The 14,837-nt window shown below is 67.2% G+C and carries 14 protein-coding genes; 9 read left to right on the plus strand and 5 right to left on the minus strand.

The features are described 5' to 3' along the window. The first annotated feature begins 97 nt into the window (after positions 1-97). Positions 98-655 carry an N-acetyltransferase gene (locus G3T14_RS07825; RefSeq protein WP_163641719.1) on the plus strand — a complete coding sequence of 186 codons (558 nt, stop codon included), beginning with the start codon at positions 98-100 and terminating at the stop codon, positions 653-655. A gap of 43 nt (positions 656-698) precedes the next feature. Here the strand turns inward: G3T14_RS07825 and G3T14_RS24670 are convergent, their stop codons facing one another. Then, positions 699-875, minus strand: a complete 177-nt coding sequence (locus tag G3T14_RS24670; protein ID WP_204262709.1) for a hypothetical protein — start codon at positions 873-875, stop codon at positions 699-701. Between the two features lie 368 nt (positions 876-1,243). Here G3T14_RS24670 and G3T14_RS07830 point away from each other — a divergent pair, with 368 nt between their 5' ends. From G3T14_RS07830 to G3T14_RS07850, 5 genes are all read left to right on the plus strand, one after another. Next, positions 1,244-2,689: a saccharopine dehydrogenase NADP-binding domain-containing protein gene (locus G3T14_RS07830; RefSeq protein WP_163641720.1), complete on the plus strand. Its 1,446-nt coding sequence runs from the start codon at positions 1,244-1,246 to the stop codon at positions 2,687-2,689. Between the two features lie 307 nt (positions 2,690-2,996). After that, positions 2,997-3,302: a hypothetical protein gene (locus tag G3T14_RS07835; protein ID WP_163641721.1), complete on the plus strand. Its 306-nt coding sequence runs from the start codon at positions 2,997-2,999 to the stop codon at positions 3,300-3,302. Between the two features lie 96 nt (positions 3,303-3,398). Next, positions 3,399-3,740 carry a hypothetical protein gene (locus tag G3T14_RS07840; RefSeq protein WP_163641722.1) on the plus strand — a complete coding sequence of 114 codons (342 nt, stop codon included), beginning with the start codon at positions 3,399-3,401 and terminating at the stop codon, positions 3,738-3,740. A 200-nt stretch (positions 3,741-3,940) separates the two neighbouring features. Then, on the plus strand, positions 3,941-5,929 hold the full coding sequence (locus tag G3T14_RS07845) for an SDR family NAD(P)-dependent oxidoreductase (protein ID WP_163641723.1): 1,989 nt from the start codon (positions 3,941-3,943) through the stop codon (positions 5,927-5,929). Positions 5,930-6,049: 120 nt separating this feature from the next. Then, positions 6,050-6,433 carry a PepSY domain-containing protein gene (locus G3T14_RS07850; protein ID WP_204262710.1) on the plus strand — a complete coding sequence of 128 codons (384 nt, stop codon included), beginning with the start codon at positions 6,050-6,052 and terminating at the stop codon, positions 6,431-6,433. A 50-nt stretch (positions 6,434-6,483) separates the two neighbouring features. On the opposite strand, the gene G3T14_RS07855 is transcribed toward G3T14_RS07850, so the two are convergent. The 3 genes from G3T14_RS07855 to G3T14_RS07865 form a co-directional block, all read right to left on the minus strand. Then, entirely contained in the window at positions 6,484-7,416 is a 933-nt protein-coding gene (locus tag G3T14_RS07855; protein ID WP_163641725.1) for an NAD-dependent epimerase/dehydratase family protein, read from the minus strand. Continuing rightward, positions 7,413-8,441 (minus strand): glycosyltransferase family 4 protein, encoded by a 1,029-nt coding sequence (locus G3T14_RS07860; protein ID WP_163641726.1) that lies wholly within the window; start codon positions 8,439-8,441, stop codon positions 7,413-7,415. The genes G3T14_RS07855 and G3T14_RS07860 overlap by 4 nt, the downstream gene beginning before the upstream one ends. A 363-nt stretch (positions 8,442-8,804) precedes the next feature. Next, entirely contained in the window at positions 8,805-10,853 is a 2,049-nt protein-coding gene (locus tag G3T14_RS07865; RefSeq protein WP_163641727.1) for a protein meaA, read from the minus strand. A gap of 377 nt (positions 10,854-11,230) precedes the next feature. Here G3T14_RS07865 and ccrA point away from each other — a divergent pair, with 377 nt between their 5' ends. Next, positions 11,231-12,508 (plus strand): crotonyl-CoA carboxylase/reductase, encoded by a 1,278-nt coding sequence (gene ccrA / locus G3T14_RS07870; RefSeq protein WP_163641728.1) that lies wholly within the window; start codon positions 11,231-11,233, stop codon positions 12,506-12,508. Positions 12,509-12,536: 28 nt separating this feature from the next. Here ccrA and G3T14_RS24675 read toward each other — a convergent pair whose 3' ends face one another. Next, positions 12,537-12,707 (minus strand): hypothetical protein, encoded by a 171-nt coding sequence (locus G3T14_RS24675; protein WP_204262711.1) that lies wholly within the window; start codon positions 12,705-12,707, stop codon positions 12,537-12,539. A 161-nt stretch (positions 12,708-12,868) separates the two neighbouring features. On the opposite strand from G3T14_RS24675, the gene leuD reads away from it, so the two are divergent. Both leuD and G3T14_RS07880 read left to right on the plus strand, forming a co-directional pair. Then, on the plus strand, positions 12,869-13,471 hold the full coding sequence (gene leuD / locus G3T14_RS07875) for a 3-isopropylmalate dehydratase small subunit (RefSeq protein ID WP_163641729.1): 603 nt from the start codon (positions 12,869-12,871) through the stop codon (positions 13,469-13,471). Positions 13,472-13,655: 184 nt separating this feature from the next. After that, the gene (locus tag G3T14_RS07880; RefSeq protein ID WP_246733066.1) at positions 13,656-14,786 is read left to right on the plus strand and encodes a lytic murein transglycosylase; all 1,131 of its coding nucleotides are present in this window, start codon (positions 13,656-13,658) and stop codon (positions 14,784-14,786) included. Positions 14,787-14,837 lie beyond the last annotated feature (51 nt).

Here is a 14,837-nt window from a genome sequence, read left to right on the forward strand (position 1 = left end):
GCGGCATAGTCCCCAACTCACCCCGGACGAACGGCCCAACCCGGTCGGACGCGAGGATCGTCGCGTCGCCTGCCCAACGCTCGGGAAGGGTGCAGTCATGGTTCTGATTCGCGATGAACGGCCGGGTGATCACGTCGCCCGCGACCGGTTGCTCGACACCTGCTTCGGCGACAGCCGACTGATGAAGACCTCTGAGCGTCTGCGCGAAGGCCGTCTGACCGCGTGGGGGCTTGCCCTCATCGCAGAACGGCAGGGCCGGACCATCGGCACCGTGCGGCTCTGGCATGTTGAGGCGGGGGCTGGCCGCGCCGCGCTTCTGCTCGGGCCAATCGCAGTGGATCCGACGCTACAGAGCTGCGGCCTCGGCGGGAGACTCATGCGGGCGGCCCTGCAGCGGGCGCAGGCGCTCGGTCACGGCGGCGTGGTGCTGGTCGGCGATGCGCCCTACTATGCCCGCTTCGGCTTTGCGCAGGGGATCGTCGAAGGGCTGTTCATGCCCGGCCCATTCGAGCGCAAACGCTTTCTCGGCCTCGAACTGCGCAGGGGGGCGCTCGACGGCGCCAGAGGCGTCCTGCGGGCGAGCGGCGTCTTCGACCGGACCGGTCTGCCAGCCGTCGCCGACGCCGCTGCGGCGTCGCGACGACGGGTAGCCTGACGTCGGTTCGATCAGGCGCAAGTTCGATCAAGTGCCAGTTCGATCAAGCGTCGGTGTGGCGGGCGGTCTTGGCGGCGAGATCGCAGCGACGCTGGAAAGCGGCGTCGTGCTGACGACCGATGGCACGCAGGACGGTGGCGGCCAGGGTGATCACGCCGGGATCGCGATCGAGCGGCTCGTCGGCGGGGCGGGGCAAGTTGGAAACGAGAAAGGCGAGCATGGGCTGAAATCCGTGGCGTCGGGTGACGGTTTCCTCGTGGTTTGTTGCAGTGCAATATCGGCTCGGCGACAGAGGCTCGCAACGCCATCTGGTGGGACTGCGCCCTGCATTGGGGACATGCGGGCGTTTAATCCTTGTTAGCCTTTCGCTTTCGTCGGGGCGGCCGTGATTGTCCGATGGTTGACCCGCATCCCGCCAGCGGCCACTAGAGCGCCTTCGCCTCAAGTGGTCCCGGCTGACGTTGGAAGACGACGCGACCACGCGACGACGGGGACGGCATTAGCCCGTCGCTCGCTCGTCATTTCCGCCGACTAAGGACGTCGGTCGCTCGCAGATATCAGCGACGCATCGAGAAGGATCGTCATCGCATGACCGAAGCCGCCACTTCCTGGCCTGTCCACGGCCGCATCACCGGCCCCATCGTGATGATCGGCTTCGGCTCCATCGGCCGCGGCACCCTGCCCCTGATCGAGCGCCACTTCGCGTACGACAAGGCGCGCTTCACGGTGGTGGAGCCCTCCGACGCGCACAAGGACCTCGCCGACAAGCACGGCCTACGCTTCGAGCAGGTGGCGCTGACCCGGGACAACTACCGCGAAATCCTCACTCCGCTGCTCACCGAGGGCGGTGGACAGGGCTTCTGCGTCAACGTCTCGGTCGACACCTCGTCGCGCGCGATCATGGAACTGTGCCGGGAACTCGGCGCCTTCTACATCGACACCGTGGCCGAGCCCTGGCCGGGCTTCTACTTCGACAAGACCAAGAGCCAGGGCGACCGCACCAACTACGCGCTGCGCCAGGACATCCTCGACGCCCGCACCGCGAGCCTGGGCGGCATAACCGCGGTTTCCTGCTGCGGCGCCAACCCCGGCATGGTGTCGTGGTTCGTCAAGCAGGCGCTCCTCAACGTCGCCGGCGACATCGGTCTGACCACCGCCGAGCCGACGGACCGCGCCGGCTGGGCGAAGCTGATGCAGGAGGTCGGCGTCAAGGGTATCCACATCGCCGAGCGCGACACCCAGCGCGCCAAGACCCCCAAGCCCATGGGCGTCTTCGTCAACACCTGGTCGGTGGAAGGCTTCGTTTCCGAGGGCAACCAGCCGGCCGAACTCGGCTGGGGCACGCACGAGACCTGGCGTCCGGACAACGCCCGCGATCAGGAGAAGGGCTCGCGCTGCGCGATCTACCTGCTGCAGCCCGGCGCCGACACCCGCGTGCGCTCGTGGACCCCGACCGCGCAGGCGCAGTTCGGCTTCCTCGTGACCCACAACGAGGCGGTGTCGATCTCGGATTACTACACTGTGCTCGAAGGCGAGCGCGCCGCCTACCGCCCGACCTGCCATTATGCCTACCACCCGGCCAACGACGCCGTGCTGTCCCTGCACGAGATGTTCGGTAAGGCAGCGGCGGTGCAGGAGAAGCACCACATCCTCGACGAGAACGAGATCGTCGATGGCATCGATGAGCTCGGTGTCCTGCTCTACGGCCACGAGAAGAACGCCTACTGGTTCGGCTCGCAGCTCTCCATTGAGGAGACCCGCCGTATCGCCCCCTACCAGAACGCCACAGGCCTGCAGGTGACCTCGGCCGTGCTCGCCGGCATGGTCTGGGCTCTGGAGAATCCGGAGGCCGGCATCGTCGAGGCCGACGAGATGGATTTCCGCCGCTGCCTCGAAGTGCAGATGCCGTATCTCGGCCCTGTCGTCGGCGTCTACACCGACTGGACTCCGCTCACCGGCCGTCCCGGCCTGTTCCCGGAGAACATCGACGAGACCGATCCCTGGCAGTTCCGCAACGTGCTGGTTCAAGGCTGATCGCAGCGCGAGCGATGCCGTCCGCGTGAGCTCGGGCGGCAACTTTGCAGTGACGCATGGACGGTGACCGGCACGGGTCTGAAGCGAAGGCCCGGTCGGCGACGCGCATCGGAAATCTCTCGACGGGCACTGTCATCGCCCGCTGCGCGCTATCTGCCGATCGTCGCCGATCTCATCGGGCGGCACGCCGCGCGCGCGTTTACTCGCACAGCCGAGGCGGCATCGTGTTCTGCAACGGAGTCGAGCGCCGCCGTTGCAGGTCGCTCCCGGAATGCTACCATCCTGGCTTCGGTCGGGAGAGACAGACATGGCCGTCGCAGCGCGACGCGAGACCCGCAGGAACGTCGCCGATTCTTCCGGCTGGGTCGCGGAGCGGCCAGACGACGAGCCCTGCGCGCCGATCGATCGCCGCACCCTGTCCGATCTTGCCATCCCGAGTACTACCACCGTCGATCTGGCGCCGATTCCGGTTTTGCGCGTAACTGAGGCGCCTCGGCTCCCGACCATTCCTTCGTCGGACCGGATCCTTGTCATCGCTCAAGAGGAGGTACGGCGCGGTGCTGCATCCGGTCCGGCATCGACATTTCGTCCGGTGACGGCATGCTCGACCTGATGGAATGCGGCGGGTCGGTTGCGGCCCGCCACTTCGACACCGACATCGTCTCTTAGACCTGCGCAACACCCGGCGCGCCCATTCAAGGTTTTGCCCTTGCCCCACTTCGAAGATTTCTACGCCGACAAGCTGCGTGGCTCCCTCGGCGTCACCGATGCCGAATCCGTGCTCGACCTGCGCGGGACCAACCGCCCGACCGCCGAAGCGTCTCTGAACGACATGCTGGAGCGGAGCCGGTTCGGTAAGGGCAAGACCGTGGCGATCCGCTTCGACCCGCCGCCCGAAGGCGGAGGCGAGACGCTGTTTCAGCCGATCGGTCGCCTCCTTCTCGACGCCAAGCGCAAGGGCCTCGTCGATCGGCTGCAGACCCTGCCGGCCGGCGACGGTCTCGGATTCTACGTGGCACTCTCCGGCAAGGCTGCGCGTCCCGCCGACTGACCCCGTGACCGGACGACGCGTGATCGTGCCCCCCACGAGCGGGATATGCCCTTCGCCAAATTCTCCGACCATCGACGAGACCGACGATGCGGTCCTGCGGGCGGGATGCTGGGTGACCTGACCACCGCAGCCGTCGCGTTGACAGACGGACGGCCGGTGCCGATACCCGCCCGGTCCCGGAGCCCCTGGACCCGGAGCCCATGCAGAAGCGGACTTTCAAGACGGCGGTGATGGTTGTCCACGATCTCGTGGCGACGGCCCTCGCCGTCATTCTCACCTTCGTATTTCGGTTCAACGGCGATCTCCTCGCGGAGCGGCTGCATGCATTGCCGCTGCTGCTGCCGCCGTTCCTGATCTTCGCCGGGCTGACCTACGGCTATTTCAAGCTCTACCGGACCAAGTGGCGCTTCGCCTCGCTGCCCGATCTCGCCGGGATCGTACGGGCGGCGAGCGTCCTCGCGATGACGCTGTTGATCCTCGACTACGTGCTCGTCTCATCGACGATGTACGGCTTCTACTTCTTCGGAAAGATCGCCATCGCCCTGTACTGGGTACTGCAGGTCTTCCTGCTCGGCGGCCCGCGACTGGCCTTTCGCTACCTGAAATACACCCGCTCGCGTCAGACCCACGCAAAGGCCGCCACGACGCCGACCCTGTTGCTCGGCCGCGGCACCGATATCGAGCTCCTGGTCCGGGCCATCGAGGCCGGCTCGGTCAAGCGCCTCAGCCCGAAGGGCATCCTCTCGCCGCGCGCCGACGAGACCGGGCAGATGATGCGCGGCGTGCCGGTACTCGGCGGATTTGTGGATCTGGAACGGGTGGTCGCGGCTCTGGCGGAGGAGGGCACGCCGGTACGTCGCCTCGTCGCCGTGCCGAGCGCGCTGGCGCCCGAGGCCGAGCCCGATGCCCTTATCGCCCGTGCCCGCCGCCTCGGACTTCCCCTTTCCCGGGTCACGAGCCTCGGCGAAGGCACGCGCGACACCGAACTCGCACCTCTCGAAATCGAGGATCTTCTGCTCCGGCCGACGGTGGCCATCGACCGGCCGCGCCTGGAGCGGTTCCTCGCGGGACGCCGGGTCATCGTTACTGGCGGCGGCGGCTCGATCGGCTCCGAAATCTGCGCCCGCGCCGTCGCCTTCGGCGCTTCCGCTGTTCTGATCCTAGAGAGTTCGGAACCGGCCTTGCACGGCATCCTGAGCCAGCCGACCGTGACAGAGTCCGAGGCCGAGGTGACGGGCGTTCTCGCCGATATTCGCGACCGAGAGCGCCTCCACGCAGTCTTCGCAGCGTTCCGGCCCGATTACGTGTTCCACGCCGCTGCGCTGAAGCAGGTGCCCTATCTCGAGCGTGACTGGACCGAGGGCATCAAGACCAACGTGCTCGGTTCGATCAATGTCGCGGACGCTGCCGTGGCCGTGGGCGCCCGCGCCATGGTGATGATCTCCACCGACAAGGCGATCGAGCCGGTGTCGCAACTCGGCGTCACCAAGCGTTTCGCCGAGATGGTCGCCCAGGCCCTCGATGCCGAGCAGGCCGCCGGCGGCGCCGCGCACCCGACGCGGCTCGTAGCGGTACGCTTCGGCAACGTCCTCGGCTCGGTCGGCTCGGTGGTTCCGGTGTTCAAGGCGCAGATCGCGCGGGGCGGCCCGGTGACTGTGACCCACCCGGACATGGTCCGTTATTTCATGACGGTGCGCGAAGCGGCGGACCTCGTCCTGACCGCGGCATCGCACGCCGATCGCGAGGCGCGCGAGACGAAGTCGGCCTCGGATCAGCGTGCCGCGGTCTACGTGCTCAAGATGGGCCAGCCTGTCCGTATCCGCGAACTCGCCGAGCGCATGGTGCGGCTCGCCGGGTTCGAGCCCGGCGAGGATATCGAGATCGTCTTCTCCGGGTCGCGGCCCGGGGAGCGCCTCAACGAGATCCTGTTCGGGCAGGAGGAGCCGCGCGTGGCCCTCGACGGAATCGACGGGGTGATGGCGGCCAAACCGGTCTTCGCGGACAGACCGGTGCTCGAGGGCTGGATCGACCGTCTCCGCCGAGCGGTGGCGGTGCAGGATCGTGCGGCGGCCGAGTCCGTGTTCGACGAGGCGATCCCGGAGTTCAGGCATCGAGCCGGTGGCCCTGGGCAAGAGGCGAGCGTGGTGGCTGCTGCGCCCCCTCGCCTCGCATCGGCACCGACGTTTTAGCCCCATTTCAGGGATCGGCCGGGGGAACTCTCCGTTCTGGTGCGCTGTTCTCACCCCTCAGTTTGGGGAACCAACGGCTGCGCTTCGCCATTGAGGCGCTGATCATGGACACGACGACGCGTGTTTCGCGTTCGCGGTGTGTCTCGACGTCCATGCGAGGAGGTTTATGTGCAGACGATTTCCAAGATAATGGCCGGTACAGCGCTGGTGATGAGCATCGGCCTCGGTGCCGCCCCCGCCTTTGCGCAGGGTATCTCCATCGGACCCGGCGGCGTACAGGTCGATCCCGGCTATCGCCGCGGCTTAGACGATCGTGGTCCGCCGCGTAGCGAACTCAGCCGGGGCGACGCCGCGCGCATCGCCCGTCGCGAGGGCTTGGTCGACGTGGACGGCGTCGACCGTCGCGGTCCCCGGATGATGGTGCGTGGTTCGGATCGTCGCGGCGACGACATTAGTGTCATCCTCGACAGCCGTTCGGGCGATGTGATCGACGTTCGCCGCTGATCGGACCGATCGGACAAAGAGGTCGGCCCGGCTTTCGAGCCGGGCCTTTTTTATGGGCGGGACCCGATGGGTCGCGTCAGGGCCGCGAGCCCATCGCGAGGCCTTATCGGAGGCTGCCAGCCCAGCTCAGTGAGGCCATCGGCACGGGCGACGAGACTGGTGGACAGGCGTTCGAACATCTCGTCGCGCCGGGCGATCCGGCAGCCCCATCTCAGCAAGGCCTGCGGCATCGGCACGATTCCGGGGCTTCGCCCGAGCCCGGACCGCAGAGCGCCGATCATCTCGGGCAGCGTCAACGGCTCCGGCTCCGCCACGATGAGCGGCCCTGCGATCCGGTCGGGTGCGTTCAAGACCGTGACGACGGCCTCCGCGAGGCTTTCCACCGAGACGAGAGAGCGGCGCCCGGCAAGGCTGCCGAGGGGCAGCGGATACGGCGTGCGGGCCAGCCGCATCAGGGCCGCCATATTGCCCTTCACACCGGCCCCGTAGACCAGCACCGGACGCAGGGCGACCCAGTCGAGGCCGATCTCCGCCAGGGCTTCCTCTGCCGCGAGCTTCGAGCGGCCATAGGCGTCAGTGGGCGCCGCCGTATCGGCTTCCGTGACGATCCCGTCGGCGAATGCCCCGGTCTGTGCCCGGATCGACGACAAGAAGACGAAGCGCTGGACCCGGGCTCGCGCTGCGGCCTCCGCCAGCCCGCGGGTCGCCTGCGTGTTGGAGCTGCGATAATCGTCCTCCGGCGCGCCGGACATGGCGTGGGCGAGACCCGCGGAATGGACCACGGCATCGACGCCCGCCAACGCCGCAGCCATGTTGATCGGCCGGCTCAGATCGCCGACCACGGCGCCGCTGGCGCCCTCCGGCACCTCCACCGGCCGCCGCAGGAGGACGCGAACCCGAAACCCCCGCGCGGACAATGCCTGCAGGAGATGGCGCCCGATGAAGCCGGTGGCCCCGGTCAATGCGATGAGTTTGGTGCTCAACGGACGAGCCTTCCCTTGTCTTGCCCGGGCTGGCGGCCGCGCGCAAAATCGCGCAGCACCCTCGTGACGAGGCCAGCACCCAACGCCCCCGCTCCGACGGTGGCGGGCCAGGACGGCCAAAGCAAGGTGACGGCGGCCAGTGCAGCCAGCGCAAGGTTCAAAGCGAAGACCCGCGTCACCACCGCGATCACCGACCAGCCGTTGGCGGTGGCACGCTGGTAGTAATGGCTGCGATGGGCCTGCCAGACCGGCTCACGCCGAGCCGCGCGCTGGGCCAGCGTCAAGCTCGCATCGGCGAGATAGTAGAGCGGCAGTAGGATCGCGGCGGCCAACGCCCCCTCGAGGGCGAGCCGGTAGAGCAGCCACGCGACCAGGAGCCCGATCGGCAACGAACCGACGTCGCCGAGGAAGAGCCGGGCCACAGGCCGGTTGAAGGGTGCGAAGCCGAGCATCGCCCCGAGTAGGACGGCGGCTACCAGCATCGGCAGGAACGGCACCCCACCCACCATACCGATGAGCATCAGCGCGCCAGAAACCGGTACGATCTCCGCCACCGTCATCCAGTCGAGCCCGTCCATGAAGTTGACGAGGTTGACGAACCAGACGCCGGCCAGGATCGCGAGACCGCGCTCCAGCGGCAATGGGATTTCAGGAAGCAACCGCCCGCCGACCGCCGCCACGAGGCCTGCCACCACGAGGATCTGCGCCCCAAGGCGCAAGGAGGCCGGCAGCGGCCGGATGTCGTCGACGGCGCCGACAATGGCGAGGGCGAGGACCGCATGGGCGAGGACGAGCGCTTCCATCGCCTCAAACCCGACTCCCGCCACCGACAGTCCGGCGCCTGCCGTGACGAGGACCGCCAGCACGATGGCGATGCCTGCCCCCTGGGGCGTCGGCACGGTATGGCTGGAGCGGGCGGTCGGCCGTGCCAGGGCGTAACGCTGCAGCCACGGCCGAAAGGCCACGATGAGGGCTGCGCTCAGGCCTGCGGCGAGCGGAACGGCGATGAGCGGCGCGAGGACCATGCGGAGTGGTGGTTTTCGGGGGGGGCGGTGAGGAGCCGGCTGGCCCCTATCCGGCTTTTCTGTTGGCAAGGGAAGCTTGCTGCCGACGGAAAGGTTCAGCGCGTCAGGTCGTGCACTGAGGAGGGGCCGGATTGGGTTGCCGATCCGAAAAGACCTTCGACGGACGCGCCCTGGGCTCCTGACGCGCACGACAGTCGCTGACCGTGCCGTCCCGACCTCCTACTCCTCCTCGTCCTGAGGTGCAGTCGCGAAGCGGCGGCCTCGAAGGAGCGCTTCCATGATCGCACTGCGAACAGGAGATCTCTTTCGAGGCCACTGACGCGGCACCGCGATCAGGTCGAACTCGCAGCCTGCGCCGCTTGGTTAGAACACCTTCTCGGCGCCCTCGGCGCGGCGGCCGACGCCATCGGCCTTGTCTGCCGCCTGCTTGTCGAGCGCCCGGTTCACCACCTTGGCGAGACCGATCATGATGGTGTCGAGGATGTAGTCCTTCGGGGTGAAGACCGCCGTCACGCCCATGTTCTTCAGGACCAGCTCGTCGTCCGGCGAGATGATGCCGCCGACGACCACGGGGATGTGGTCGAGGCCGGCCTCCCGCATCTTCGCCTTGACGTCGCGCACCAGCGGTACGTGGCTGCCCGACAGGATCGACAGGCCGACCACGTGGGCGCCGGTCTCCTTGGCCTTGGCGACGATCTCCGCTGGGGTCTGACGGATGCCGTCATAGGTCACGTCGAAGCCGACGTCGCGGGCGCGCAGGGCGATCTGCTCGGCGCCGTTGGAGTGACCGTCGAGGCCCGGCTTGCCGACCACGAGCTTCGGGGTCTCGCCCAGCCGCTCGCCGAGATCGGCGATGAGGAGCTTGGCTTCGTCGGCGGCGCCCGACGAGACCGTGTCGAGGCCGACGCCTGTGGGCGCACGATACTCGCCGAAGACCTGGCGTAGGCGCGTGCCCCATTCACCGGTGGTGACCCCGGCCTTCGCCGCCGCGATGGAGAAAGGCATGATGTTGGCGTCCGAGCGGGCTGCCGCCTCCAGATCAGCGAGGGCCTTCTCCACGGCCTTGTCGTCGCGCTTCGAGCGCCATTCGCGGATGCGCTGCTCGGCCTCCATCTCGACCGTCTCGGAGACGGTGAAGATCGCACCTTCGCCGGCGGTGAGCGGCGATGGCTCGCCCGCCTGGAACTTGTTGACGCCGACCACGACCTGATCGCCGGCCTCGATGGCCGAGATGCGTTTGGCGTTGGACTCCACCAGCGCGCGTTTGAGCGCGCCTGTCTCCACCGCCGCCACCGCGCCGCCGATGCTGCCGATCTGTTCGAGGGCCGCGCGTGTCTCGGCCTTGAGGGATTCGACCTTGGCATCGATGACCTTCGAGCCGTCGAAGATGTCGTCGTATTCGAGGAGATCGGTCTCGAAGGCGAGGATCTGCTGCATGCGCATCGACCATTGCTGGTCCCACGGCCGGGGGAGGCCGAGCGCCTCGTTCCAGGCCGGCAATTGCACCGCACGGGCGCGGGCGCGTTTCGACAGCGTGACTGCCAGCATCTCGATGAGGATGCGGTGGACGTTGTTCTCGGGCTGCTGCTCGGTGAGCCCCAGCGAGTTCACCTGAACGCCATACCGGAAGATCCGCTTCTTCGGGTCGGTGATGCCGTAGCGTTCCTGGGCGATCTCGTCCCAGAGCTCCGAGAATGCCCGCATCTTGCAGATCTCGGTGACGAACCGCATGCCAGCATTCACGAAGAACGAGATGCGGCTGAAGACGTCGGCGAAGCTCGCCTCGTCGAAATCGGGGTCGTCGCGCACGGTGTCGAGCACCGCGATGGCGATGGCGAGTGCGTAGGACAGCTCCTGGACCGGCGTCGCGCCGGCTTCCTGCAGATGGTAGGAGCAGACGTTCATCGGGTTCCACTTCGGCACTTCCTTGGTCGTGAACAGGATCACGTCCTTGGTCAGGCGAAGCGAGGGGGCGGGCGGGAACACGTAGGTGCCGCGCGACAGGTATTCCTTGATGATGTCGTTCTGCGTGGTGCCCTGAAGCCCCGAGAACGGCACGCCCTGCTCCTCGGCCACCGCGAGGTAGAGCGACAGCAGCCACGGCGCCGTGGCGTTGATCGTCATCGAGGTGTTCATCTGGGCGAGCGGAATCTTGTCGAACAGCATCCGCATGTCGCCGAGGTGAGCGATGGAGACGCCGACCTTGCCGACCTCGCCGCGGGCGAGTTCGTGGTCCGGGTCGTAGCCCGTCTGCGTCGGCAGGTCGAAGGCCACCGAGAGGCCGGTCTGGCCCTTGGCGAGGTTGCCGCGATAGAGCGCGTTCGATTCCTTGGCATTGGAATGTCCGGCGTAGGTCCGGATGATCCAGGGCTTGTCGCGCTTGACCTCTGCGGGGGCCGGGTTCGCACTCATTCGGGTGGCTCCGTCTCGATCGTGTCATGCCGCGCACGAGACGCCGCCTGTTGGGCGGCACCCTAGCCAAGCCTCCGACGCACGTCATCCGGCACCGGCGCGTTTGCCGGCCCTGCCGACCTCAGGATGCGTGAAATAATTCTTGGGCCAGCCATGAAATCCACTGACGACGCCAAGGGCTGATCGCCCCGGCGTCGCGTCGCGTCGCGTCTCGTCTTCGACGGCGGTAAGGATGAATATTGAATACGTGCCGAGTCTGAGCCGGTCGGAACTTTTTTCAAAGCAGCGGGAAAGATTCTTGGCCTTTCTGGGGCCTTGGAGGGTTCCGGGTTCGCCGATATAGGGTCGCACGACAATAGACTGACGGGGAGGCCGAAATGGCTGCGAGCGCTGCGTTGAGCCCGGTGGGCGGCAAAGACCTGTACGAGATGGGCGAGATTCCGCCGCTGGGTCATGTGCCCGCCAAGATGTACGCCTGGGCGATCCGGCGCGAGCGGCATGGGCCGCCGGAAGAGTCGTTCCAGCTCGAAGTGGTCCCCACCTGGTCGATCGGCGACGACGAAGTGCTCGTCTACGTCATGGCCGCGGGCGTGAACTACAACGGCGTCTGGGCCGGGCTCGGCGAGCCGATCTCGCCGTTCGACGTCCACAAGGGCGATATCCATATCGCCGGCTCCGATGCGTCTGGCATCGTCTGGGCGGTGGGCGCCAAGGTGAAGCGCTGGAAGATCGGCGACGAGGTCATCGTCCACTGCAACCAGGATGACGGCGACGACGAGGAGTGCAACGGCGGCGATCCGATGTTCTCGCCCTCGCAGCGCATCTGGGGCTACGAGACCCCGGACGGCTCTTTCGCGCAGTTCTGCCGGGTGCAGTCGCGCCAGCTGATGCCGCGCCCCAAGCACCTCACCTGGGAAGAGGGTGCCTGCTACACCCTGACCCTCGCCACCGCCTACCGCATGCTGTTCGGCCATGCGCCGCACACGGTGCGCCCGGGCCAGAACGTGCTGATCTGGGGCGCCTCCGGCGGCCTCGGCGTGTTCGGCGTGCAGCTCTGCGCGGCCTCCGGCGCCAATGCCATCGCGGTGATCTCCGACGAGAGCAAGCGCGACTACGTCATGAGCCTCGGCGCCAAGGGCGTCATCAATCGCAAGGACTTCGATTGCTGGGGCCAGCTGCCGAAGGTCAACAGCCCCGAATACAACGTCTGGCTCAAGGAAGCCCGCAAGTTCGGCAAGGCGATCTGGGACATCACCGGCAAGGGCAACGACGTCGACATCGTGTTCGAGCATCCGGGTGAGGCGACCTTCCCGGTCTCGACCCTGGTGTCCAAGCGTGGCGGCATGATCGTATTCTGCGCCGGCACCACCGGCTTCAACATCACTTTCGATGCCCGCTACGTCTGGATGCGGCAGAAGCGCATCCAGGGCTCGCACTTCGCCCACCTCAAGCAGGCCTCGGCCGCCAACCAGTTCGTTCTGGATCAGCGCGTCGACCCGTGCATGAGCGAGGTGTTCCCCTGGGAGAAGATCCCGGCGGCCCACACCAAGATGTGGAAGAACCAGCATCCGCCCGGCAACATGGCCTGCCTCGTCAATGCCCCGCGTGCCGGCCTGCGGACGCTCGACGACGTGATCGAGGCCTACAAGGGCTGATCCACGCCTCCAAAGACGGTCTCGACGGTCACCTGCCCTTATCATTCGAGGGCAGGTGCTTGGCGTAATCCTCGCGCTCCTCGCGCTGCTTGATGAGGTCCGCGTAAGCCTGCCGCATCTCCGGCGAGACCGTCACCGACCGAGTTTTCTCCTTCTTGCGCTTGGGCGCTTTCTTGAACTGGTTGGCGGTCTCGGTCATCGGATCGTCCCGGATTGGTCGCGTCGCCCCCAGCATAGGCGAGCGGGACGACGATCGCGAAACGCGATCGTCAGGCGCTTTCGATGTCGCGGGCGCGCTGATAGACAGGGCGCCAATGCACGACGCGGCTTCTCGGGCGTCGGGACGACGGGCGAAAGACCATGGACAAGTTCACTACCCTTGAGGGCGTCGCGGCGCCCATGCGGATCATCAACGTCGACACCGACCGGATCATCCCCAAGCAGTATCTCAAGACGATCAAGCGCACCGGCCTCGGCAAGGGCCTGTTCTCGGAGATGCGGTACAACGACGACGGTTCCGAGAATCCGGATTTCGTCCTCAACCGTCCGGCCTATCGCAACACCAAGATCCTCGTCGTCGGCGACAATTTCGGCTGCGGCTCCTCGCGCGAGCATGCGCCGTGGGCGCTGACGGATTTCGGCATCCGCTGCGTGATCTCCACGAGCTTTGCCGACATTTTCTTCAACAACTGCGCCAAGAACGGTATCCTGGCGATCGTAGTGTCGCCGGAAGACCTCGAGAAGCTGTTCGAGGATGCCGAGCGCGGCGCCAACGCGACGCTTTCGATCGATCTCGCGGCCCAGACCATCAAGGGGCCGGACGGTGGAACTCTGCATTTCGCGATCGATGCCGGCCGCAAGGAGAGCCTGCTCAACGGCCTCGACGAGATCGGCCTGACCCTCAAGCGGGCGCCGGCCATCGACGCCTACGAGGCGAAGCTCGCCGCGCGCGGCTTCGCCTGACGCGGATCGGCCTAACGCGGATTGGTCCGTTCGTCTCAACCGTTCGTTAACCGTGGTGTCGCCTGAATCGCGCATCACATTTTGCGCGAACGTCGGTAGGGAGATCGCGATGGCATTGGGCCTCTGGGACAAGACGGCGAGGCTCCCCCTCGGACTCCTTGCCACCCTGCTCGCGACGACCGGGATGGCGCGGGCCGACTTCCAGGGCTGCCTGTCCGGCCTGCAATCCCAGGCCGCGGCGCAGGGCGTTTCCGCGCAGACGTTCCGGGCCGCCACCAGCGGGATCAGCTACGACGACAAGGTCATCGAGCTGTCCCAGGCGCAGCCCGAGTTCAAGACGCCGATCTGGGATTACATGGCGGCTCTGGTCGACGACGAGCGGGTCGACGACGGCAAGGCGGCGATGAAGCAGCACGGCCAAGCACTCGCCAATGCCGAGGCGCGCTACGGCGTCGATCGCTACACCATCGCCGCGGTGTGGGGTGTCGAGTCGAACTTCGGCAAGAACCTCGGCAAGATGGGTCTGGTGCAGTCGCTCGCGACCTTGGCCTGCTCTGGCAACCGCAGGCGCGACTTCTTCCGCGGCGAGTTGATGGCGACGCTCAAGATCATCGAGCGCGGCGACATCGCGCCCGAGCGCCTCACCGGCTCCTGGGCCGGAGCGTTCGGCCAGACCCAGTTCATGCCGACCACCTATCAGCGCCTCGCAGTCGACGGCGATGGCGATGGCCGCCGCGACGTGGTCGATTCCGTGCCGGACGCCGTGGCCTCCACCGCGAACTTCCTGCACGTGGCCAAGTGGTCGAACGGCCAGAGCTGGGGCTACGAGGTCCGCCTGCCCAGGGGCTTCAACGCCGGAGCGGCGGGGCGCAAGAACAGACATCCCACCGGCCATTGGGCGTCGATGGGCGTCACCCGCGTCGACGGGCGTCCGCTCATCGGTGAAGGCCCGATCGGGATCATGATCCCGGCGGGCGTCGACGGCCCGGCCTTCGCGGTCACGAAGAATTTCGACGCGATCTACTCCTATAACGCCGCCGAATCCTATGGTCTCGCCATCGCCGTGCTGTCCGACCGGCTGCGCGGCCGGGCCGGCATCCAGGCGGAATGGCCCACCGACGATCCGCCGCTGTCGCGCGCCGAGCGCCGCGACCTCCAGGCCCGCCTGACCGCGCGCGGCTACGATGTCGGTGAGCCGGACGGCAAGGTCGGCGCCAAGACCCGCGATGCGATCAAGGAGGTCGAGCGCAGCCTCGGCATGCCGGCCACCGGACGTCCCGGGGCGAAGGTGCTGGAAGCGCTGCGGCGCGGCTGAGCGGGAGCCGTCGACCCTGAGCGCGGTGACGCCGGCTTTTCGCCTCGGTGC

The organism is Methylobacterium sp. BTF04 (genome assembly GCF_010692745.1).
Lineage (GTDB): Bacteria > Pseudomonadota > Alphaproteobacteria > Rhizobiales > Beijerinckiaceae > Methylobacterium.